The sequence below is a fragment of the Sphingobacterium sp. MYb388 genome (assembly GCF_037479535.1).
GTDB classification, from domain to species: domain Bacteria; phylum Bacteroidota; class Bacteroidia; order Sphingobacteriales; family Sphingobacteriaceae; genus Sphingobacterium; species Sphingobacterium anhuiense.
Map to the genome: position 1 here is coordinate 103,962 of NZ_JBBGYV010000005.1, position 22,599 is coordinate 126,560.

Consider the following 22,599-nt stretch of genomic DNA (forward strand, 5'->3'; position numbering starts at 1 on the left):
ACATGAAAGATCTCGATAAATTATTTCGTGAATTGCAACAGCAGAAATTGCAGGCGGTAACGCGTAGACATTTTTTGAAAGATTGTGTGGCAGGTGTTGGAAGCATAGCATTAGCAAGTTTTTTGGCAAGTTGTGGAGGGAACTCCAGTGGATCTGGAGCTATAGATTTAAATGCATTAAATCCACTTGTACCAAAATCACCTCATTTTCCTGGAAAAGCAAAAAGTGTCATTTACTTGCATATGGCAGGGGCTCCTTCACAATTGGAACTTTTTGACTATAAGCCAGTGTTGCAGACATTACATAATCAACCCTGTCCTGAGTCACTATTAGCAGGTAAAACTTTTGCATTTATCAGAGGTACTCCTAAAATGCTAGGTCCTCAAGCGACTTTCAAACAGTATGGGCAAAGTGGAGCTTGGGTTTCCGATCATCTACCGCATTTTAGTAAAGTTGTGGACGATGTAAGCTTTTTAAAGGCTGTACATACAGACCAGTTTAATCATGGTCCTGCACAGATGTTTATGCAAACTGGTAGTGCAAGATTGGGTAGGCCTAGTATCGGATCTTGGGTAACTTATGGTTTAGGATCAGAAAATAGCAACTTGCCAGGTTTCGTAGTATTGACTTCAGGAGGAAAGACTCCTGATGCCGGAAAAAGTGTTTGGGGATCAGGATTCTTACCTTCAGTATATCAGGGTGTGCAATGCCGTTCGAAAGGTGATCCTGTTCTATATCTTGCCGATCCGGAAGGCATGAGCAGAGACTTAAAGAGACATGCTATCGATGCGATTAATGAAGTCAACAAGGACGAATATAATACCTATAAGGATCCTGAAACATTATCTCGAATAGCCCAATATGAGATGGCTTACAAAATGCAGGTCGCGGTTCCAGAGGTTATGGACATCAGTCAAGAACCGGCGCATATTCATGAATTATATGGTACAGAACCGGGTAAAGAGTCTTTTGCGAATAATTGTTTATTAGCACGAAAACTGGTCGAACAAGGAGTCCGTTATGTACAGTTGTTTGATTGGGGATGGGATAGCCATGGAACTAATGCCTCCGATTCTATCGATTATGGTTTCCGTAATAAATGTAGGGAAATTGACAGACCTATGACCGCATTGATTATGGATCTTAAGCAACGTGGATTGCTGGACGAAACGCTTGTAGTGTGGGGAGGAGAATTTGGACGAACTCCAATGCAGGAAAATAGAGATAATAGCGATATGCCCTTTTTAGGACGTGATCATCATACTGATGCCTATACGATCTGGATGGCAGGAGGCGGTGTCAAGAAAGGGGTGACCTATGGAGAGACCGATGAAATCGGGTTTACGGGTGTAAGCGGAAGATCGTCCGTTCATGATGTACATGCGACAATGCTTCATTTGCTCGGTTTCGATCATGAAAAATTTACTTATGAATTTCAGGGCAGACCATTCCGTTTAACGGATGTTGAAGGTAACCTGATTAGTGCAGTTGTTTAATAAATAATTGGAATGAAATATATATACAGCATTATGCTTTTTATTTTATGGGCTCAACCAAATCAAGCTCAAGTGAATAATAATTTAAAAATAAAGTTCTATTGTACCAATTGGGGTATGTCAGAGTCATGGGACAGCTACTGTGCTCGAGTAAGTCAGGCTGGATTTGATGGTTTAGAGACCTGGCTTCCAGCGGCAGGGGAAGAGCGTACAGCCATGTTTAATGCTTTAAAAAAACATAACCTTTCTTTGGGTTTATTAAGTGGAGGTGGCGGTGCCAATTTTGATCAGTATCTTGCTTCTTTTATAAAAAATGTTGAGGATGCCGCGCAACAAAAACCAGATTATATTAATTGTCATACTGGAAAAGAGTATTATACGTTTGAACAAAATAAAGCTTTGATTGATGCAGCAGAAGCCATTTCTAAAAAAACGGGTATCCCAGTTAGACATGAAACACACCGCGGCCGATTTAGCTTTGCCGCACATATTACAAAAAAATATTTAGAAGAGATTCCGCATTTGCGTTTAACATTAGATATATCACATTGGTGTAATGTTCATGAGTCCATGTTATCAGATCAGAAAGAAGCCGTTCAATTGGCGCTTTTAAAAACTGGACATATACACGCCCGTGTTGGTCATCCGCAAGGACCACAGGTTAATGATCCCGCAGCTCCAGAATGGAAATCTATTTTGGATCAGCATTTGGCATGGTGGGATGAAATTGTACGTATTCACAAAGAAAGTAAAGCAAAAGTCCTAACCATAACAACTGAATTTGGTCCCGCTGGATATTTACCGACTTTACCTTATACACAACAGCCTGTAGCCGATCAATGGAGTATCAATGTCTTTATGTTAAATCTTTTAAAGACACGCTATAAATCATGATGTTGTTTTTTGAAGAGTTAATGAATTTTACAGGAAGATGGCACCCAGTTATGGTACATCTTCCTATTGGAATGTTAGTTATTGCCTGTGTATTGGCACTTTTCTCAAGAAAGGAAAATTATAAGAATATAGGCCCAGCAATATCATTATCCTTATTGTTTGGTAGTGTGGCGGCTATATTCGCTTGTTTTACAGGGTATCTGTTGTCTTTACAAGGCGGTTATGAGCAAGATACTTTGAATTTCCATCAGTGGTTAGGACTTGCAGTTGCTGCTATTAGTCTTTTTTTATATTTTTTATATAAGGAAGGTGTTCGTAATTCATTCATTGAAAAGTTTAAATCTAAGCGTGATACATTATTATTTTTGATGTTTATTCTTATTGGCATTACTGGTCACTTTGGAGGTACTTTAACACATGGGAAAGGGTATTTTACAGATGCGCTTCCTACAGCGATTAAAACTGTTGTCGGGATAGAGGATGCATCTGAAGAACCTGTTTTACTGACTAATGTGCAACAAACGCAGGTATATTCCGGAATTATTCAGCCCATTCTTAAACAGCGATGTCAAAGTTGTCACGGCGAGAAAAAGCAAGAAGGTGGTTTTGCTCTTCACGATCAAGCACATTTATTAAAAGGTGGTGATGGTGGGACAGTACTGGTTGCAAATGATTTAGAAAAGAGTGAATTATATGCGCGATTGATATTGCCAGAGGGTCATAAGAAAAGAATGCCTCCAAAAGGCCGCAAGCCAATTACTGCAGAACAAATTAAGTTGATCGGATGGTGGGTGAAAGAAGGTGCTGATTTTGCTAAAAAATCAAGTGACTTGGCGCAGACAGCAGAAATAAAAGAAATTTTAGGGAAATTAGAAAAGGGAAGTGAACCGACTTCTCCATTTGAAGAATTACCGGAGGCAAAAAAGCTACCGGCTGATTTTGTACAGCAGTTACAAGCAAAAGGAATTAAAGTTTTGCCTATTGCAGGTAATAGTGAATATGTAACCATCAACGCAATTAACTATCCTGAATTTAAGGATCAAGACTTAAAAGATCTTTTAAAGATCAAGGATAACATTGTGCAGTTGAAATTAGGGAATACCGCTATAACTGATCAAAGCCTCAAGATGATGGCCGAGTTCCCAAACCTAATGAAGTTACATTTAGAAAATACAAAAATTACAGATTTAGGACTTGAACATCTGAATGGACATCCAGCTTTATCCTATCTAAATTTATTTGCAGTGCCAGTTACTGATAAAGGGTTAGAAAAGCTCAATAAAATGCCAAAATTGAAACAAATCTATGCCTATCAGACAAAAGCGACGTTGGCAAGTGTTGAAAATTTAAGGAAGATATCAAAACAAGTTCTGATCGACACAGGATCTTATCAGTTACCATTTCTAGCTTCTGATACCGTTCGTTACTAATAACGATAGATCAATTTCGCTGATTGTTGGTATGTCCGTACAGCGCACATTTTAATGTTGTTTCTTGGGAATGATATCTTAAGAAACAACTTTATTTTATTTAATGCTGTTCTAAGAATCATTGTAATAATGAGTTTTTATGATTATATAGTGAATTGTTACTGGGTATTTTGAAGGATGATATGTATACAGGATATATCTTTTTTAAGTCCGTTTTAATATCAGCTTTTCGATTGTAGTACCATCTTCATTTCCTTTAAAATAGCTTTTAAAATTAAATTTTTCGACTAGTTTTCTTGAAGCGATATTTTCTGGGTGAATGATAGCAATTACATCATTTTCTTTATTGACGGTCGACGCTTGGGATAACAAATATTCACAAATTTTAGTTCCTAGACCTTTTTTCCAATGCTCTTTTCGCAGTAAATAACCAATTTCAAAAATATGGATATTTCTTTTGTAGAAGACTAGTTTGCAATCACCAATGATTTGATCAGTAGCTGTATCCAATACTTGGTAATAACCAAGAGAATCATGCTGTTTGCCTAAATCTAAGATAAATGCAAACCTTCTCTTAGCATCTGTTTCAGATAGACCTTTTCCGGTGATGTATTGCATCAGGTCATCTTCTTTAACAAGATTAAGATAGTCTGAAAAGTCTTCTTCGGTATATTTTTTAAAAGTTAGCTGGGTGGTCATAAGATGTGAAAATATCGATAAATAGAGATGTCTTTAAATATGAATTTATTTACTTTTCATGTTTTCCTACTACTTTTAACCAATCGGCATAGCGCAGTACACCATGTTCTGGTTGCCCTTTTCCTTCAAGCATACTGATGAATTCCAAACTATTGCCATCAGGATCATCAAAATAGATTGCAAGTGCTGGCATCCATGCAAAAACCATAGGTTCTGTCGAATCATCTTTCAAGAAATTGTAAGGTTTTAGATCATTTTTTTCTAACCAAGATACTGCATCGTCGCGTACAAACTCGAGATCACATTGAAATGCGAAGTGTCTTTTTTGTATAGAGGTATTTTTTTCCCATAAACCTAACATCGCCTTTTTATCTGCAGTCAGCCATAAAAATGCGATTCGACGTGGGTGGTCAATGAAAGCTAATTCCAAATTTATTTTTTTTGAATAGAATGTGATTGCATTTTCCAAATTACTCACTTCAATATGAGTTTCAAATAATCCTTTAATCATAAGTTTCTTTTTTATTATAAATAAATATCTAATACAGTTATTATCATGATACTATAGTTCTGACTTTTAATTCTCTAAAGTTTTTCTAAGAGTTCTGTCCAATAGATAGGCAATACCGGTACCCGCGATATAACCGAATAGATCTGACCAGAGAAAACCTTGCCCAAAAACAAGACGAAGAACTGGGTTGTTTCTGATATAAATAAAGAAGGAAGTTTGTATTAATTGCATGCATTCTATCGAAAAGCAGAAAACTAGAGTGAGTATAATTGAAAATAGGAGTGGACGCGTAAAAAATAGAAAACGAAAGATCCAATATACCATTATAGCGTATAACACGTCGCCTGTTATTGCAGGAACAAAATCAATTCTTCTAGAAACCAAACCAAGTATTATTGTGATAGCTACTAAACCAACGTAGGTTGTTCTTTTATTTTTACTGTTTTTTATCATGTATTAGCAACATTTCAAAATTTCTTAAAACACTTTTAAAATATATTCTTTTAAAGCTGATGTTTTATAAATAGCGATCTAGCGAAAATAACTAAATATTTCGGGAAGCTGGTGGTAATTTATGCCAAGTGATTATTAATGCATACAGAATATAGTCTAATATTTATTTTTCATTACCTAATTTAGCGGATAGTAATTCAACTCGACATGGATGATTTTTTGAAACAGATAAATGCCTATTATTCACTATCTGAAGAAACAGCAGATGCTCTGAAGGCAATCTGCAAAATACACTCTTTTAAAAAGAATGATTTAATTTTAAGAGCGGGAGATATGGCACGTTATTATTATTATGTTCGTAAAGGATTGCTGGGTTACTATACTATTAATGAGAGTGGTAATACAATTTTCAAACTTTTCTTTGAAGAGAATAGCTTTGTGGCTTCCACAGCCGCAATTATTGAACATAAGCCAAGTTTATTCCACATCATAGCGCTTGAAGATTGTGAAGTAATTATGTATCCTGCTCAAGTTTTTCGTGAATTGCTGATCAAATATCACGATCTTGCATTGTTTCATATTCATTATTTAGAGAAAAATTGGGTTGTAAAAAAAGAGCCTTTGGAAATCGACCTGAAATGGGATACAGCAAAAATACGTTATATCAAGCTTTATGAAAATCAGAAATTGTTTAAAAGACTTAAGCAACATCATATTGCCTCCTATCTTGGCATTACGCCAACACAACTCAGTCGAATACGAAAAGAATTAAATTTTTAATCCTTCAACATATGTAAACGTTTTTCATCTTTTGAAACTTGACTTTTGTCTTGAATTAAAACAATAAGAAGATGAAAAAAATTGCAATGATGTGCTTTATTTTTACATTAATACTTCCTGTTTTTGGACAACACATAGTCCATGAACATGTTTATAGTGCGAAAATGAACAAGAAAATTCCAGTGGTCATTATCACACCTCATATAATAGCGGAGAAAAGCTATAAATCTGTTTATATTTTGCACGGTTATAGTGGCAATTCCGAAAGAACTCATCAGCAAGATATTCCAGATCTTGTCGCAAAGTCGGAACTTTACCAAACTATTTATATTTTACCTGATGCTAATTTTAACAGCTGGTATGTCGATAGTCCCGTCGACATAGGATCACAATATCAAACTTTTATTGGAGATGAATTAGTAAACTATGTAGACGCACATTATCCAGTCTTTGCTCATAGAGAAAGTAGAGGGATTCTCGGTTGGAGTATGGGAGGCTATGGCGCTATAAATATTGGTGTTACCTACTCAAAATCATTCTCATTAGTAGGCAGTTCATGTGGAGCATTGGATTTTACTCGATTTGGAGAAGCTTATCATGGATACCAAGTTGATCAAGTATTAGGTCAATACGAACAGTTAGATCGAGCATTTCTGACATCCAGTAAGTTCGCAAAAATGCAAACTGCTGATCAGTTTTATATTTTGGACTGCGGTATTCAGGACGAGCAGATGATCGGTATGAATCGTGACTTTCATAATCAGCTGATAAAGGCAAATGTAGATCATATTTACCAGGAATCAAATGGTCGTCACGATACCGCTTACTGGAGCAGATCGCTTTCCAATCAATTGGCTTTATTTAATAACTACTTTTACTATGAAAAACTTTAAAGCAGTTATTTATGTACTTGCAGGCGCCATTAGCTACGGATTATTGGCGACTATCGTTAAATATGCGAATGGTTTAGGTATAGGGACAAGTGCCCTAACATTTTGGCAATTTTTTATTGGATTTATATTTCTATTATTCCTCGACCTGATCTGGAAAAAAAGAAGAGGGGAGAAGAAGGTTATTGTATCTTTCAGATCAAAGTCAAGATTGGTATTTTGGGGAACATCACTTGGACTCACAACCACATTATACTACCTTTCGATTCAGTATATTCCTGTATCCGTAGGAATTATTCTTCTCATGCAGTCTATCTGGATTAGTCTCATTGTGGAGATTGTTGTCCATAAAAAACGACCCACTACAGCTAAAATAATCGGTGTAATCATTGTTTTAATTGGTACAGTGCTTGCGACAAATATTTTTGAAACTGAACTTAATATCAGCGTAAAAGGTCTTCTATTGGGATTAGGAGCCGGAGCCTCATACACTTTGTCACTCTTTGCTTCAAGTTCCGTAGCTTTAGATGTACCCAGTCATTTACGAAGTAAGTATCTTGTTCTTGGTGGATTAATCTTAGTTTTTTTATTCTGGAATATTCATATTGTCGAACAAATGAGTGCGGTCAGTTTATATTGGGGAATTATGATTGCGATTTTTGGAACTATTCTGCCTCCACTTCTTTTCACTAAAGGTATTCCGCAAGTTGGAATTTCACTTGGTAATATCTTTGCCAGCTTGGAGATTCCTGTATCGATATTATCGGCAGTAATTATATTAAATGAGTCAGTTCATACAATACAGTGGGGTGGAATTATATTGATTCTGTTTGCTATTGTATTAATCAATAAACAAGAAAAGCCTCGATAGAGGCTTTTCTTGTTATATCACGAGATTTTAAATAAAATCTATTATAAATAATATAAATAGGTAAGAATCTTAGAACGAATATTGTTTCGTTAAGTTCGCACCATCTCCTGTTAGTGTAGGATTTTCAGTAACTTTAACTTTACCATCTACTTCTATTTTATAGTCTACAGATAAAGGTGCGCCATAATTGATTATTTGTACACCGCCCGAAAATGCGCGAATCGGTTCTGTCGTTTCAATAACGTATGTTTTAGTAGGACCAGTGAAATCAGTATCGCCTAATCCAATAGCCGATTCACCTGTTTTCACGACACCATTAACTTTCCAGACATCTGTTTTTCCGCCTGGATTTCCTCCTGCCACAGCAATCGAAACAAAATCCTGGTCAGCATTTACATTGTTAAGGGTTACTGTGATTTTATAGTGACTTCCCTTTTGTTCTGGTATTGTATTATCATCATCCTTGCTACAGCCTATCGTCAACATGCTAAATGTCAGCGCTGACAAAATCCCTAAAAGTGCTATTTTTACATTTACTTTTTTCATAATTACTAATTTTATTTATTTTGTGATAGCAAATTTCCATAGATTGGGTTATTTGAACAATCATCTTAAACCATGATTTAATTTCTAATGGTTTACCATGATTTTTTTTGCAAATAAAAGATCAACTCTTTTTATGCAGATATTTGTCATTTAATTACTAAACCCATGTTAAAGCGATATTTTTTATCAATCATATTTTCGATTTTTATTTTTGCATATTATGCGAAAGCACAACAGCTTATCCCGTTGGATGAAGAGGCTTATGTAAAGCAAATTAATGATCAGATCAATCGTGGTAATAGCGATAGTACACGCCTCTACAATTATTTACTGCTTTCAGAATATTGGGCGCCAACAGACGCTTTAAAAAGCAAGCAGGCATTGGATGCAGTATTACACGCTAAGAATAAAAATATTTTAAGCTCCGGACTTTTAAGTTATTACCAGGCAGTGTATGAAACAAGTCAAGGTGATAAAACTAAGGCTAAACAATTGTACAATGATGCGATATCTATACTTGAAAAAGAATCAAAGAATAAAGGTACCTTGATCAAATCTTGGTATAACTACGCATACATGCAAATGGAGGAAAAAGGTTATGATTTTTTAGTCAAGACTTTGACTGAGAAATGTATACCCTTGAGTGAAAAAAGTGGAAATACAGAACTTTTAGCTTATTGCTATACCCAATTAGGCTTAACTTTTATGTCTGTTGGACAGCTTAATACTGCTGAAGAATATCAAAAAAAGGCATTGGAGCAACTCCTTAGTATACCTGAACAAAATACAGCTCATCTTATTACTTATCTCAATCTTGTTAGTAATTACTGTTATAAACCTGACAGCAAAACTGCAAAAATCTATCTGGACAAGGCAACAGCACTTATTAAAAAATATCCCAATACACAGCATGCGGCTAATTATTATTATCAGGTAGCCATGTATCATACAACAAAACTGGAATTTACTCCAGCTTTGGAAAATCTAAGTAAGGGTATTCCATTGGCAAAAATAAAAAAGCAAGGAAAGATGTTGCAGATGTTAAAATTTAGGATGTATAATGTTTATCTGATGCAAAAAGATTATACGAAAGCTAAAGCCTTAATGGAGGGGATTTTAGATGAGGATATCTTGACAAAAGAAGGTATCAATCGTAAGATAATAATAACCCAATTGGCTACGGTTAATGAATTAATGGGCGACTATAAACAAGCTTATCAATGGTTAAAAAAGTCAAGCGCATTAAGCGATAGCCTGCAACAAAAAAAATTACTGGAGAAAATGAACGCGTTGGAAATCTCACATCAAACTTCAGTAAAGCAACAAACCATAAATCGTTTAGAACAGGAAAAAAAGGAAAATGAACTCTTAGCTAGAAATAAGAATCTGCGTACTATATTATTGGGCATTGCGCTTGGTTTGAGTTTGGTTATTGCATTCTTAGCCTATCTCAATTATTCGAAACAGAGGAAATTGAATGAACAAATCAGTTTGAGTCATCAGCAACAGTTGTTACGTATTGAGAACAAAAGGAAATATGATGCAACACACGCTCTTTTACAAGGAGAAGAGCAGGAACGTCAGCGTATTGCCCAGGATCTACATGATAGTATGGGAGGAATGCTGGCCAACATCAGAATGTCCATTTCAAAGGATGGGATAGGAAATATTAATGAAACAAATGATATCGTCCAAAAGCTAGATAGGTCTATTTCGGAAATGCGTCGTATTTCTAGAAATTTGATGCCTGAGACCTTAAAAAATCTAGGTCTTGAAACTGCATTATCAGAGCTTTGTGAATCCATGAGTTATAAAAAATTACGCATTCAATTCGAAGCTTTTGATTTATCGGAAAATATTCCTTTTGAAACTCAGCTTGCTCTTTATCGCATTACCCAAGAAAGTATAAGCAATGTCATCAAGTATGCACAGGCAAATAATGTAATTGTTCAGATCAGTCAGAATGACAATCTTTTGAATCTTACCATTGAAGACGATGGCGTTGGATTTGATAAAAATCAAATTACAAAAGGATTAGGATTAAAGAACATTGAAAACCGTGTACAATTGATTAATGGAACGGTAGATATTACTTCTGCAAAAGGGGAAGGGACTACAATAAATGTCGAATGTTATGTCTAGTAAAATTACGTTAAATCTGGCAATAGTTGATGATCACCCGATGATTGTGGAGGGACTAAGATCTTTACTTCAAAATGAACATAAATTTCAAGTGTTTTCATTTACAAAAGGTGCCGCTATATTGGATTTTATTCAGGAAAATACAGTCGATATTGTATTATTGGATATTATTTTAAGTGATGGTAATGGATTGGATTTTTGTAAAAATATTAAACAAAAATCATCACATTCCATTGTACTTGGTATAAGCAATCAGGCTGAGCGCAGTATTATTTTCCGGTTTTTAGAAAATGGTGGTAATGGTTATATCTTAAAAAATGCTGATTCAGAAGAAATCGTTGCGTGCATCGAAAAAGCATTGGGCGGTGAGATTGCTTTAAGTAAAGAAGTACAGCAGATTATGTTAAGGCCTTCCCTCAATACTTTCGAAATACCACGACTGACAAAGAGAGAACAGCAGATTCTAAAATCTGTAGCTGACGGACTAACATCAGCAGAAATAGCTGAGAAGTTATTCATTTCCATCATTACGGTAGAAACTCACCGCAGAAATCTCCTGAAAAAATTTCAGGCAAAAAATATGATCGAATTAGTAAGGGTTGCAACAGAGAATAAATTGATCTAATCTATATTATTTCAACAATTTCTTATCCTTAACTCATTTCATCTAACCAAACGACAACTATATTTAGCCTGTAAAAAGTACTATTAATATATGCTTGATCTTTATATTTTTTTTAACTTTGACAATACAACTAATCAATTTTAGTAAACATAAATTCCATTGATGATGAGTCGCATATATCCTAGTCGCCTTTTAGCTATATTTTCAATTATATTTCTATTTTTTTCTTGTAAAAAATCGGATGTCAAACAGGAGCTCTTAAGTAATGGTCTATCCATTATCGCGACTGATGGCCACGTTGCAATTAGTGGCTATCGATCCTTTGTTGGTGAAGTTAGTACAGTCTATTGGTTAGATGGTCTAAAGATAGATGCGACTACATTTATTAAAAATATTCCGAATGGAACTTTTTATCGTAAAGCTATTGATGATAAATCAAGAATAAATTTTGAATATAAAAATAAGTCAGGAGCAAAAGAATCCTATCAGATGGACCAAGGTAGCTTCCTGTTAGATACCGTTATGTATTATTATAAAAACAATGTGAAGGTAAAAATGAATAGTGATAGTGTGGGGGTCCTACGTACTATGACTATGTATAATGATAAACCATTGTTTGCAGGTATGTATGGAAAGGTTTCTGGAAATTTCGGAGGAAGCTCATTAGCTATAGGTAAACCTTTTTATTGGAATGGTGTATCTGCGCCAGAAGAATTACCGTTGCCGAGCAAAGGAATATTTAAAGAAGTAACGACAATTTTTCAAGGTAGTGCAAATACAGTTTATATAGGTGGTAATTGTGGTTTTCCGGTCTATTGGAAAAATAAAGAACTTGTTGTATTGGATGAACGTTATGGTGAAGTTCTGCAGATTACACAATCGAACAATGATATCTATGCTGTTGGATTAATTAATAAACATCAATCAAACAGTACTGGTCATACTGCTTGTTATTGGAAAAACGGCGTTCTTCACGAATTAGAAGATAATGCTCAAGCTTCAGGAATTTTTATTAACGGTGAAGATGTTTATGTAACAGGTTCAACAGGAGACGTTCCTGTAAATTATAAGCCATGTTATTGGAAAAATGGTGTTCGTGTTGATCTGCCTACATCATAATTTTAACCTTACTTTTTTTCTTTTAAGATTTGCTGTGATTAAATTTGAATATTTAAAAATAAGTGTAATTTAGGTCTTAAAATTATAACCCAATGCGATATTCAATACATTCTATTTTATTGCTTCTTTCTCTTTCAAGTACATGTCTATTGGCGCAGACTAAAGAAGAGCTTAAGAAAAAATATGAAAACAGCGATCTTCATAAGGAAACGGAGAAAAAGATGAGAAATTCTAGAGCCTATCCCGATAGTGTGATTCTAGCACCTCTTCATTTTACAAACTCTTTCGTTACTTTAGATAGCGCTGTTAGTGACTTTCAATCTTTCAGTATCGATGTAGAAATATTGAATGACATTCCTGATGATTATGCGTTTTATATTTCACCTTTCAACATCAGCTTAAATGGTATGCCTATATATGGGGGCATCCAAACCCATTCTGATGGTTTTAGTGTGAAAGATAATTCCTATCAGCAGATCGGCAGAGGTGGGATTTTTTCGCGTTGGTATGAACGAAGTAAGGAAGCTACTCGCTCCAAAGGATATTACAACAGTAGTGATGGCGAAGGTGATTTCATCAGTGTTCGCAATAAACTTAATTGGAATAAGGGAAAATATCGCCTAAAACTTTCAAAAGCAGATTATGTTCCTGGAAAAGCAGTTCCAGAACACTATAATCCTAAAGATCTATATTTCGCCTGGGGCGATATGGAACATACGTGGGTAACCTACACGGTTGAAAATTTGGAAACTAAGAAAATTGATACCATAGGTTCCATGGCTTTTCCTGGCAAGAAGTTAGTGATGGGCAAAAGTATCATATACTTTACAGAGCAGTATCATAAAGCGTTTGATTTTGCCAGTAAGGATCGTAAACTAGGAGAGGGGTATCTCCGATATAAGGATATCCCAGTCATTGATATGACTTTAAGTAATTTGAGGATAAATGATAAAGAGTTTATTCCAAAGGAAATAAAAACTCATCATAACAGAACACATCATCCGGATCAGGATCAGATTGCAATGCCAATGCCGGTTCTGTCGACAGATAGCTATAATCCAACAACTGGAGTATTGACTTATCGGATCGGTAAGTTGGTGAAGTGGTAAATAATCAGTAAATAGTAATGTCTATAAGGCCACAGAATATTCTGGTCTTATAGACATTACTATTTATGGCACTATTACTTTTTAAATAGATTTTTAAAAAATGAACCTAATGTGTCTTTTCGCTGTTTATCAAGACCTAAGATTTTCAGATCTATTTCGATATTATTTTCTTCCGCATACGCATACCATTTTGCAAATTGAACTTCATCAGCATATTCTGAAGCAGGTCTATAATAATATAATAATTGGTTTACAGCATGATGGTAAACACCTATCTGCATTGCTTTTTCGTAATAGCTGATTGCTTTTTTAAGATTTATTTTTAATCCACCGAGGCCACGTTCATACATAATACCATAGTAAATAGGTGAAAATTCTTCATCGTAATCTTTTTTTAAAAGCGGTAGAACCTTTTTATAATCTTCTTTTGTAAAATATATATCGGCTAGCTTATCCGAATTGAAATAATATAATTTCTGGGCTTTTAAATAATAATCTAACGCTTTGTCTTCATCTTTTTCTACCCATTGGCCGTGGTAATAAAGATCTCCCAAATTAGCCCATCCTAATCCATTGCCCAATTCTCCAGCTTTAGTGTATGCATTTACTGCTTTATCAATATCTTTCTTACAGCCCAGGCCATTTTGATAGTGATATCCCAAATTGTTCCAGGCATTCTTTTCTCCTAATTTTGCAGCCTTTTCATATAATGCGAGACCTAAAGCTAGGTTGGCATGAACTTTATCTTCGGTATCGGTATAAATCATGGCCAATTCGGTCATCATTTGAGGATGCTTTCGCTGCACACCTATTTTTAAAACTTCAATTGCCTCCTCTATTTTGTTTTTTTTCAAAAGATCAAGACCTAATTCGTACAAGCTTTGATTATCGAAATAGTGAAAGTAATTTGCGCCGATTTTAGATTTCCAACCGGTGTAATATTTTAAGAAAAAAGCTAAGTCTTTTCCCCTTAAGTTCTCTTTTTGGTTATAGCATTTACCCATCTCCTCAGGTGTAATTTTTCTGATTTTCATCAGTTTGTCAAGACAAAACAATTCTTCTTTCTGATAGAGGAAAAGCTCATCGTTATGATGGTCAATTACTTCTGAAACATACTCGTAAATTGGACTTAATTGATTGGTCTGTCCATCCCAATATTGCATTCCATCTTTTAAGTGCACTCTTAAAAAGTGTTTTTCAAGCTGTTCGATTTTAAGATAAGAAGCATTGGGCTCTAGTAACCAATGGTTGTTAAAGGCATCAAAAATTCCATTACCAATTTCGGTATATAATATGTAGATATCTTTAAAGAAGTTTGCCAGATAATCAATTTCAATTTTTTGAATATTAGCATCTTCTTTTAGATAATTTTCATTTATCGGATTATAAATAAACCATTTTTTAGCCTTAAGGTAAACAAAAGTCTGGTAGTTCGAAAGTGTGATTACCTGATCTATTTCTGTATCAAGAATTTTTCCATCAGATTTGATAATTTCAATTTTTTTATTCCCTTTATTTGGTTTTACATAGAAAAAGTTATGGGGCAGTACATGTAATACATCTTCGAGATAATCGCCAATATGGACCCCTCTATTATTAAAATACTTACGCTTTGAAGTTCCTGCAATTTTTATAAAGAAAAGTTCACTCCCGTCAAAATCAAAAGGACTTTCACTATCTTGATTGATGACGTTTTCATTTTTATGATTGATTAACGTGTATGTGCTACCTGTTTTTGCATTAAAATAATTCCCATATAGATGTGTTAGCTCCTCATAAATAGGTGGAATAAGCAATTGATGATCTACCATATTTATAAGCCCAACCTTAGCATCAGAAGTTACACAACCAACTAGATGCTTAAATTCGTAATCGTAATCTGAAACTAGTCCGTAATAAATTTCAAAAACATGAGATGCATCATCATAAGTTGGTGGAACTATTTCAGTTCCTTTTGTGTCTAGGTAACCAAATTTGTTGTTTTTTTGAATAACTGCAATTCCATCCTCAAATTCAGATATTTCATCATAGTAGGCAGGAGTAATGATATTACCTTTTATATCTTTTAATCCTTTTACATCATTTTCTGTAAACACTTCAGCATAATCGTGTTTATAAACATCTTCATTCCAATATCCTAATCCGTAGTTTATCCAATCTGTTTTCAGAGCCTCAAGAAAATTTTGATAACCGGATGCTTTCAATATACTATCGAGCGGTTTTAAGCTTTGAGATTTTGTTGCCTTTAGGTAACTTTTATTTTTTTGTTGGATTTCAATAACCCAATCTTTCGCTTGTTCTGATTTTCTTTCCTCATTCATATTGAAGACATCCGTACCATCGATCAAGAACGTATCATAGGGTAAGTTTTCTAACAAATCAAATAGCTGATTGACGGGCTCGTAATACACCTTTTTATAGTGCAATTGGTATTCATCGGCCAATAGCGTGTAGAATTGCCTTAATAACACAATTCCCGCTTCTCGGTTTGCATATAATAGTTTTCCTTTTGCCCTGATTTCAGAAGCAAAAAGTGGTAATAAAAGAGGGGGTATTTCGTAGTTCCATTCTCCCAAATAATAGGGATAGCTTTCACCAGATTGGGAGTCGATATTATAGATGTAAATGCGATGTGCCATTTTTATAATTTTATTAAGATCCTGATCAAAGATAAAAAGATTAGTTTCTTAAAACATTCGCTGAAATTGGGGATTTTTAAGGAATGATATCTGCATACAAGTTATATTTTTCAGAATTTATGATAGCATAGAACCAACAGTATTCGGGATATATCGGTCAAAATAATGAAAAATATTGTTTAAAATTTACTGAAAATAGTATCTTTATTTAATAACAACAATACTAAATATTATAATCCTTTTACAAGTTATCTAATGAGATACATTTATTTGCGTTATGCGATGAATTTAATGAAAAATTTTAAATAGATTTTGAGACAAATACCTAGTAAAATCTCTGGCCACTAAAACATAATCGATGTTTTAATAAAATTTTAACTTTCCAATGCTTTTAAAAATACTGGATCCAAAGGAGATATGCTCGACGCAAAATAATGACTTAGATTACCGTTTTCATTGACTATATATTTGCTGAAATTCCAATCGGGTGCATGATCATTCCATCCATTTTGTGAAGCTTGAGTTAACCATTGGAATACAGGATGCTGTTCATTAGATTTGATCACTATGTTTTTTTTTGCAACAGGAAAGGTGACTCCGAAGTTTACCTGACAAAATTGCTCAATATTTTTGTCTGTGCCTTTTTCTTGCTCTCCAAAATCATTGGACGGAAAAGCGATGATAGCAATGCGGTTGCCCATTTTCTGATATAACGCTTGTAATTCCTCATATTGACGTGTGTAACCGCAATCAGAAGCGGTATTGACAAGGATTACTTTCTTTCCCTTAAAATCTGAGAAGTCTATTGTCATACCATTGCTTTTTACTGCTGTTAACTGGTAAAAAGACTGTAGTGCAGTTTTGCCAGAAGGAGCATGCAATATTGTTCCCATTTTTCCGGATCTGGAAAGTTTTTTGATTAGGGGATATAAAGTATGTAGTATTTTTTGTTTGAAATTCATAGTAATGTAGCGTTGATGAAAAGTAAAAGATATTATATGTTTATAACAAGAAAATAACTCGATGAAAATTACTTGGCTAAATATTGTAAAAAGTACTAAGTTACATATTTTGATAAGTTTTTTCCTTACCTATACATTCAACTTTAAATTAATGACGGATAAATTCTTTTAACATCCTAGGGAATTTATTGAAACAGCTTGTGAATGCCTTTTTGATATATTTTATTTTATGACAAACAAAAAAGTGTGATTATTTATTTATAAAGATGTTATTTGAATTTTGTAAAATAAATATAATAGTATGGAAAAGAATGATATAACAATTGTCTTGGTACATGGAGCCTGGGGAGATGGATCACATTGGAGTAAAGTAACAAAAATCTTATATGAGGCAGGATATAAGGTTAGAAGCGTGCAGAATTCTTTAACCTCCATGGCCGCTGATATTGAAAGAACGATCGATCTTATTGATAAAGAAGAAGGTAAGGTGCTACTTGTTGGACATTCTTATGGTGGCGCTGTGATTTCAGGGGCTGGTCATCATGAGAATGTAGCGGGACTAGTTTATGTTGCGGCATTTGCTCCGGACAAGGGTGAAAGTTTAGGAGGTATTTTTTCACGTAGAGAGCAGCCCAGCGGTGCTGCTAATATTGTCCCTGATGCGAAGGGTTTTCTTTGGATCAAGTATGACAAGTATCATGAGAGTTTTTCACAGGATCTTGATCCTATAGAATCAATGGTAATGGCTTTGTCTCAGAAACCTACTCATGGCAGTATTTTTGGCGCTGAGGCTGATGAACCCGCTTGGAAAGTAAAACCGAGTTGGTATCAGATTTCCAATAACGATCATATGATTCCACCTGAAACACAAAAGGAAATGGCCGAAAGGATAAAGGCAAAAGAGGTAATTGGTCTTGATGCCAGCCATGCTTCTATGGCTTCCCATCCTAAAGAGATTGCAGATTTCATCATAAAAGCAGTACAAGCTTTGTAAATTTAAAGTAAATACTGTTTTAGAGTTGTCTATAAACCATTGAGATATAAGTAACTTAATTTAGAATGGAAACAAGACCAGAAATTTTAACTTCTGGTCTTGTTTGTTTAAAAATGCATGTATTAGAGCGAGTCATTGAATACATTTCATTTCTAAGGGATAATAATCTTATAAAACTTATAATTTTGATAGTTCGTTATTTATTAAAATAAGTTCCTCTGCAGTAAAATTGATATCCATTGCCTGTGCATTGGCTATCGATTGTGACGCATTTCTGGCGCCTGCCAATACCACAGTGATGCCTGGTTGCAATGTTGTCCAGCGAAGGACCAATTGTGCTACGGTAACTCCCTTGTTTTGTGCAATAGGGGCAAGTGTTGCGATCAGGCTTTTTACTTTTTCGAGATCAAACTGTGAGAAATAACCGTTGCGGTGGTCATCTTGTTTTAAGGTGTTTTCTGTGAAGTATTTTCCGGTCAGTAGTCCTCTTTCCATCGGGCTGTAGGCGATAATGCCGGTTTGGTTTTCCAATGCATAAGGCACTAGATCCTGTTCAATACTGCGGTTGAGCATGCTGTATGAAACCTGATTGCTGGCTAGGGTAAGTGTTGCCGATGCTTCTTTTAATTGATCAACGCTGTAGTTACAAACGCCCGCTGTACGGATTTTTCCTTGCTGGATCAGAACTCCTAAAGCCTCCATCGTCTCGCTGATAGCGGTAGTCGAGTCCGGCCAATGGATCTGCAACAGATCGATGTAGTCGGTACCCAAACGTTTCAAACTTTCTTCCAGCTCTTTAATGATATTGGCTTTAGATGCAAATTTATATACCGGTATTGTTTTACCGTTCTCTGATGCATCAAAGAAAAATTCACCTTTTCCCTGGTTACTTCCATCCCAGACCAAACCAAATTTGGTCAGTAACTGTATTTTTGATCGGTCTTTTCCTTTAATGGCTTCGCCGATCATTTCTTCACTGAGACCAAATCCATAGAAAGGTGCAGTATCAATACTTGTCACACCGTGATCAAGTGATGCATGTACGGAAGCAATGGAGTCTTTTTTTTCATTTCCGCCCCACATATTGCCTCCAATGGCAAATGATCCATACGTGATGGCCGATAATTCTAATGCTGTATTTCCTAATTTTCTATATTCCATTGTGCGGTTGTTTTTAAATTAATGTTGTTGCAAGAATGATTGGTTTTTCCTGAAGCTTATCTGCTACAAGTTCACCAAATGCCTGGATGTAGGGTTGCTGATTGTGCGCATCTAAACCTTGCTGGCTCTTCCATATTTCATAAAAGGTGAACAGGTTGCTGTCATCGATTCCTTGATGCAGGCTATATAGTTCGCAGGCATCCTCTTTTCGGGTTTGCTCTACCATATGCTGCAGTACGGAAAGAACTGCAGCTCTATGTTCATCTTTTGTTTTAATGATGGCTGTTAAATGTATTTTCATGATACTAATGCTTCTGTTAGTTGTAGGGTAAATACTTTGTCAAGGTGTTTTTGGTAGGCTTCCATATCACGTAATATGTCTGCGTTTTTTTCCACATCATGGAAGTGAAAGCTTTCTAATTTTTCAAGGGATGCAAATGCATTCATACGATGAAAACCAAATAAAGGACCGTCATCTACACTGGTTTGATTGAAAAACTCTCCGGGTAAAGTGAAGGCAGTCTTTGGCGCATTCCAGCTGCTGGTCACCATATATTTGCGACCCTGCAACATACCACCAGTTCCGTAGTTGATGTCCGGGTTTTCAGAGCGGCGGCCGTCACTGTGGTATATGCCTGTACGGTGCCCTGAGGTAAACACTTCGTCAATATACTTTTTAAAAGCATTTGGTACCTGGAACCACCACATTGGAGTGTGGTAAATAATGTAATCTGCCCAAACAAATTTCTGAACTTCTTCGTCATGATCGTAACCATCTGCAATATGGGTTACTTTGATTTCTACGGAGTCAAATTTTTCAAAAAAAGCGATTGTATTTTCGGTTACTGTTTTATTGAACCGTCCGCTTGAATGCGCGAATGATTGTCCGGCGTTGATAATTAATATATGTTTCATATGTAAATGAATTTTCTTTTAATGGGCATATGGAATATCCAGATTATTTTTATTGCTGTTAGGCTATCGTGGATATTTCATTTTGCTTTATTTTAAATTTACTGTTACAAAGGTATCGGGGTTTTTGTTATTACAGAAATAGTATAAATTATAATTAAGTATTATATTTATGATACTTGTATTTTCACATCATACCGTACATGATTTACCAAACTTAATATAGACGATTATATAGGAATTAGGAGGGTGAGCATTAATGAACCTTGTTAATATTCTGAAAAATGACGGTTTATGTTCTAGTGAAAATGACCGATACTAGCATTTATAATCTTTTTATTATTATAGACGTATTATTTTTATGATACTTTTAGTATTTTTAAATCATATTTTTGATAATATGGTTAATTTGGAATGGTACCGCACTTTTAAAGCGATCTATAAGACAGGAACATTAACAGGTGCTGCGGAAATCTTATTTATTTCACAGCCGGGTGTTAGTTTGCATTTAAGTTCATTAGAAACCTATGTTGGTAATAAGTTGTTTGACCGTACAGGTCGAAAAATGATCCCAACAGAACATGGAAAAGTATTATATAATGCGTTGGTCGAGCCCTTAACAAAACTCGAGGAGGTGGAGAAAAACTTTCAGCGCTCAACAGAGAAACATATCCCGACAATAAGTGTAGGCATGTGTTTTGAAACTTTTCAGATTACTTTGGAACAATATGTCTCGACACTGCCTTTTAATCTGATTATCAGTTTCGGTGAGTATCCCGAAATGCTTGATCAGCTGGACAAAGGTATTCTAGATTTGATCATCACCCCTAAAAAGGGGGTGTCGGCCAATATTGAGCATGAACCGTTTTCATATGAAAAAATAGTACTTGTAGGGGGTAAAGAGGTCGATATTGACGCTTTTAAAGAAGTCCTGAAAACAAAAAATAAGGGTTTTATTGAAGATTGGCTGAAACAGCAGAAGTGGTACGGTACAACTGGCGATATGGAACATCTTTTTAATTTTTGGAACTTAAATTTTGGTAAAAAACCAGATTTTAGACCTAATTATATTGTCCCCAATCTGAATTCTATCGTACGCTGTTTAAGTGCAGGTGGAGGTCTGGCTGTTGTGCCTGATTTTTTATGTAATACTGAGATTGATAACGGGCAGATCCAACTGGTGTGGGAAGGAGATAAAAAACTCAAAAATACGTTATATTTTGGTTGTCGAAAAAAGACACTCCATCAGGAAGAAATTGATCATATTAAAACATTGTTTAGAAAAGTAATGGCCCGATAATTTTAAGCGTATTTTATGGAAACTACTAAGATAAAATGGGGAATAATAGGCTGTGGTGATGTAACGGAAAAAAAGAGCGGACCTGCTTTTAATAAAGTACCGGGTAGTGAGCTGCTTGCTGTTATGCGTAGAGATGCTGAGAAAGCTGCTGATTATGCGCATAGGCATGGAGTTCCTTTTTGGTATGCTGATGTTGACGGAATACTAAACAATCCCGAAATTAATGCCATTTATATTGCAACTCCTCCATCTTCGCATCTGGAATACGCACTTTTAGCATTGAAGCACGGAAAGTATGTTTATGTTGAAAAGCCTGTGGCACTTAACGCCAGTGAAGTGTCGATTTTGGCAAATGCTGTTCAGAAATATCAAGGTAAATTGGTGGTTGCTCATTATCGCAGACAGCTTCCGCTATTTTTAAAAATTAAAGAAATGATCAATAATGGTCTTATTGGTAATGTCCGGATGGTGGAGTTGCGTCTTTGGCAGAGCCGTTCTCCGGCTTTAGTCACTAAGGGAGCTGCTGATTGGCGGACAGATCCTGCGATATCTGGTGGTGGTTATTTCTTTGATCTTGCACCACATCAATTGGATCTGATGATCTATTTTTTTGGCACGCCTTTGTCTTATCATGGTTTTAGCCTAATTCAATCTACGGATAGTGCTGTTGCTGATCAAACAAGAGGCACAATTGTTTTTGATAACACGATCGTTTTTAATGGAAGCTGGTCTTTTAATGTAGCATCGTCGGATAACGTGGATTGCTGCGAAATAGTTGGAGAAACGGGGAGCTTAACATTTTCAATTTTTAGTAATAAAGTTGTTTTGAAAAATGAAAGTGGAGAGGAGGAATTTTCATTTGATCATCCCGAAAATATACAGCTACCAATGATTGCAAGTACAGTTAATTTCTTTAAGGATATGGGAGCTAATCCAAGTTCCATTGAAGAAGCGGTAACGTTAATGCAGATTATTGATGCTTTTGCTACTGTGGAATAATGAGGGTATTGATTTAAAAAATAAGGGTTGTTCAATTATTGAACAACCCTTATTTTTTAATGTTTTT

The 22,599-nt window shown here is 35.2% G+C and carries 22 protein-coding genes; 13 read left to right on the forward strand and 9 right to left on the reverse strand.

The genetic code is table 11. From position 1 onward, the window contains the following. Positions 1–2 precede the first annotated feature (2 nt). Genes WH188_RS16820 through WH188_RS16830 form a run of 3 tightly spaced genes read left to right on the forward strand, consistent with a single transcriptional unit; the run spans position 3 to position 3,820 of the window. Positions 3–1,496 carry a DUF1501 domain-containing protein gene (locus WH188_RS16820; protein WP_132773005.1) on the forward strand — a complete coding sequence of 498 codons (1,494 nt, stop codon included), beginning with the start codon at positions 3–5 and terminating at the stop codon, positions 1,494–1,496. Positions 1,497–1,508: 12 nt separating this feature from the next. Continuing rightward, positions 1,509–2,390, forward strand: coding sequence for a sugar phosphate isomerase/epimerase family protein (locus WH188_RS16825; RefSeq protein ID WP_237682749.1), 882 nt, complete (start codon positions 1,509–1,511; stop codon positions 2,388–2,390). Beyond that, complete coding sequence (locus tag WH188_RS16830; protein ID WP_339424429.1) at positions 2,387–3,820, forward strand: c-type cytochrome domain-containing protein; 1,434 nt, start codon at positions 2,387–2,389, stop codon at positions 3,818–3,820. Before WH188_RS16825 ends, WH188_RS16830 begins: the two co-directional genes overlap by 4 nt. 204 nt (positions 3,821–4,024) lie before the next feature. Here WH188_RS16830 and WH188_RS16835 read toward each other — a convergent pair whose 3' ends face one another. The 3 genes from WH188_RS16835 to WH188_RS16845 all read right to left on the reverse strand — a co-directional run bounded on the left by WH188_RS16835 (position 4,025) and on the right by WH188_RS16845 (position 5,483). After that, the gene (locus tag WH188_RS16835; RefSeq protein ID WP_168126944.1) at positions 4,025–4,519 is read right to left on the reverse strand and encodes a GNAT family N-acetyltransferase; all 495 of its coding nucleotides are present in this window, start codon (positions 4,517–4,519) and stop codon (positions 4,025–4,027) included. Between the two features lie 49 nt (positions 4,520–4,568). Further along, positions 4,569–5,030, reverse strand: coding sequence for a VOC family protein (locus WH188_RS16840; RefSeq protein ID WP_168126943.1), 462 nt, complete (start codon positions 5,028–5,030; stop codon positions 4,569–4,571). A gap of 66 nt (positions 5,031–5,096) precedes the next feature. Continuing rightward, a complete protein-coding gene (locus WH188_RS16845) occupies positions 5,097–5,483 on the reverse strand; it encodes a ribosomal maturation YjgA family protein (protein ID WP_168126942.1) in 387 nt (128 codons plus the stop codon). Between the two features lie 207 nt (positions 5,484–5,690). On the opposite strand from WH188_RS16845, the gene WH188_RS16850 reads away from it, so the two are divergent. From WH188_RS16850 to WH188_RS16860, 3 genes are all read left to right on the forward strand, one after another. Next, complete coding sequence (locus WH188_RS16850; protein WP_132772994.1) at positions 5,691–6,263, forward strand: Crp/Fnr family transcriptional regulator; 573 nt, start codon at positions 5,691–5,693, stop codon at positions 6,261–6,263. Between the two features lie 71 nt (positions 6,264–6,334). Then, positions 6,335–7,156: an alpha/beta hydrolase gene (locus WH188_RS16855; protein ID WP_168126941.1), complete on the forward strand. Its 822-nt coding sequence runs from the start codon at positions 6,335–6,337 to the stop codon at positions 7,154–7,156. Further along, positions 7,143–8,024 (forward strand): DMT family transporter, encoded by an 882-nt coding sequence (locus tag WH188_RS16860; protein WP_168126940.1) that lies wholly within the window; start codon positions 7,143–7,145, stop codon positions 8,022–8,024. The genes WH188_RS16855 and WH188_RS16860 overlap by 14 nt, the downstream gene beginning before the upstream one ends. Before the next feature lie 69 nt (positions 8,025–8,093). On the opposite strand, the gene WH188_RS16865 is transcribed toward WH188_RS16860, so the two are convergent. Then, on the reverse strand, positions 8,094–8,570 hold the full coding sequence (locus WH188_RS16865; RefSeq protein WP_132842339.1) for a hypothetical protein: 477 nt from the start codon (positions 8,568–8,570) through the stop codon (positions 8,094–8,096). Between the two features lie 165 nt (positions 8,571–8,735). On the opposite strand from WH188_RS16865, the gene WH188_RS16870 reads away from it, so the two are divergent. The 4 genes from WH188_RS16870 to WH188_RS16885 all read left to right on the forward strand — a co-directional run bounded on the left by WH188_RS16870 (position 8,736) and on the right by WH188_RS16885 (position 13,565). Then, positions 8,736–10,712 (forward strand): tetratricopeptide repeat-containing sensor histidine kinase, encoded by a 1,977-nt coding sequence (locus WH188_RS16870; RefSeq protein WP_168126939.1) that lies wholly within the window; start codon positions 8,736–8,738, stop codon positions 10,710–10,712. Continuing rightward, the gene (locus WH188_RS16875; protein WP_168126938.1) at positions 10,705–11,337 is read left to right on the forward strand and encodes a response regulator; all 633 of its coding nucleotides are present in this window, start codon (positions 10,705–10,707) and stop codon (positions 11,335–11,337) included. The genes WH188_RS16870 and WH188_RS16875 overlap by 8 nt, the downstream gene beginning before the upstream one ends. A 162-nt stretch (positions 11,338–11,499) precedes the next feature. Then, complete coding sequence (locus tag WH188_RS16880; protein WP_168126937.1) at positions 11,500–12,456, forward strand: hypothetical protein; 957 nt, start codon at positions 11,500–11,502, stop codon at positions 12,454–12,456. Positions 12,457–12,548: 92 nt separating this feature from the next. Next, positions 12,549–13,565, forward strand: coding sequence for a hypothetical protein (locus WH188_RS16885; protein ID WP_168126936.1), 1,017 nt, complete (start codon positions 12,549–12,551; stop codon positions 13,563–13,565). Positions 13,566–13,639: 74 nt separating this feature from the next. On the opposite strand, the gene WH188_RS16890 is transcribed toward WH188_RS16885, so the two are convergent. Together WH188_RS16890 and WH188_RS16895 are read right to left on the reverse strand one after the other, a co-directional pair. Further along, positions 13,640–16,204: an SEL1-like repeat protein gene (locus tag WH188_RS16890; protein WP_339424430.1), complete on the reverse strand. Its 2,565-nt coding sequence runs from the start codon at positions 16,202–16,204 to the stop codon at positions 13,640–13,642. A 374-nt stretch (positions 16,205–16,578) separates the two neighbouring features. Next, positions 16,579–17,166 carry a glutathione peroxidase gene (locus tag WH188_RS16895; protein ID WP_168126934.1) on the reverse strand — a complete coding sequence of 196 codons (588 nt, stop codon included), beginning with the start codon at positions 17,164–17,166 and terminating at the stop codon, positions 16,579–16,581. 301 nt (positions 17,167–17,467) lie between these two features. Between WH188_RS16895 and WH188_RS16900 the strand changes: the two genes are divergently transcribed. Then, a complete protein-coding gene (locus tag WH188_RS16900; RefSeq protein ID WP_168126933.1) occupies positions 17,468–18,160 on the forward strand; it encodes an alpha/beta hydrolase in 693 nt (230 codons plus the stop codon). A 177-nt stretch (positions 18,161–18,337) separates the two neighbouring features. Here WH188_RS16900 and WH188_RS16905 read toward each other — a convergent pair whose 3' ends face one another. Genes WH188_RS16905 through WH188_RS16915 form a run of 3 tightly spaced genes read right to left on the reverse strand, consistent with a single transcriptional unit; the run spans position 18,338 to position 20,236 of the window. After that, positions 18,338–19,321 (reverse strand): aldo/keto reductase, encoded by a 984-nt coding sequence (locus WH188_RS16905; RefSeq protein ID WP_339424431.1) that lies wholly within the window; start codon positions 19,319–19,321, stop codon positions 18,338–18,340. Positions 19,322–19,334: 13 nt separating this feature from the next. After that, positions 19,335–19,622 (reverse strand): putative quinol monooxygenase, encoded by a 288-nt coding sequence (locus tag WH188_RS16910; protein WP_168126932.1) that lies wholly within the window; start codon positions 19,620–19,622, stop codon positions 19,335–19,337. Continuing rightward, complete coding sequence (locus WH188_RS16915) at positions 19,619–20,236, reverse strand: NAD(P)H-dependent oxidoreductase (RefSeq protein ID WP_339424433.1); 618 nt, start codon at positions 20,234–20,236, stop codon at positions 19,619–19,621. The genes WH188_RS16910 and WH188_RS16915 overlap by 4 nt, the downstream gene beginning before the upstream one ends. A 358-nt stretch (positions 20,237–20,594) precedes the next feature. Between WH188_RS16915 and WH188_RS16920 the strand changes: the two genes are divergently transcribed. Further along, a complete protein-coding gene (locus WH188_RS16920; protein ID WP_311732290.1) occupies positions 20,595–21,533 on the forward strand; it encodes a LysR family transcriptional regulator in 939 nt (312 codons plus the stop codon). 15 nt (positions 21,534–21,548) lie between these two features. Then, the gene (locus WH188_RS16925; protein WP_168126930.1) at positions 21,549–22,532 is read left to right on the forward strand and encodes a Gfo/Idh/MocA family protein; all 984 of its coding nucleotides are present in this window, start codon (positions 21,549–21,551) and stop codon (positions 22,530–22,532) included. Positions 22,533–22,599 lie beyond the last annotated feature (67 nt).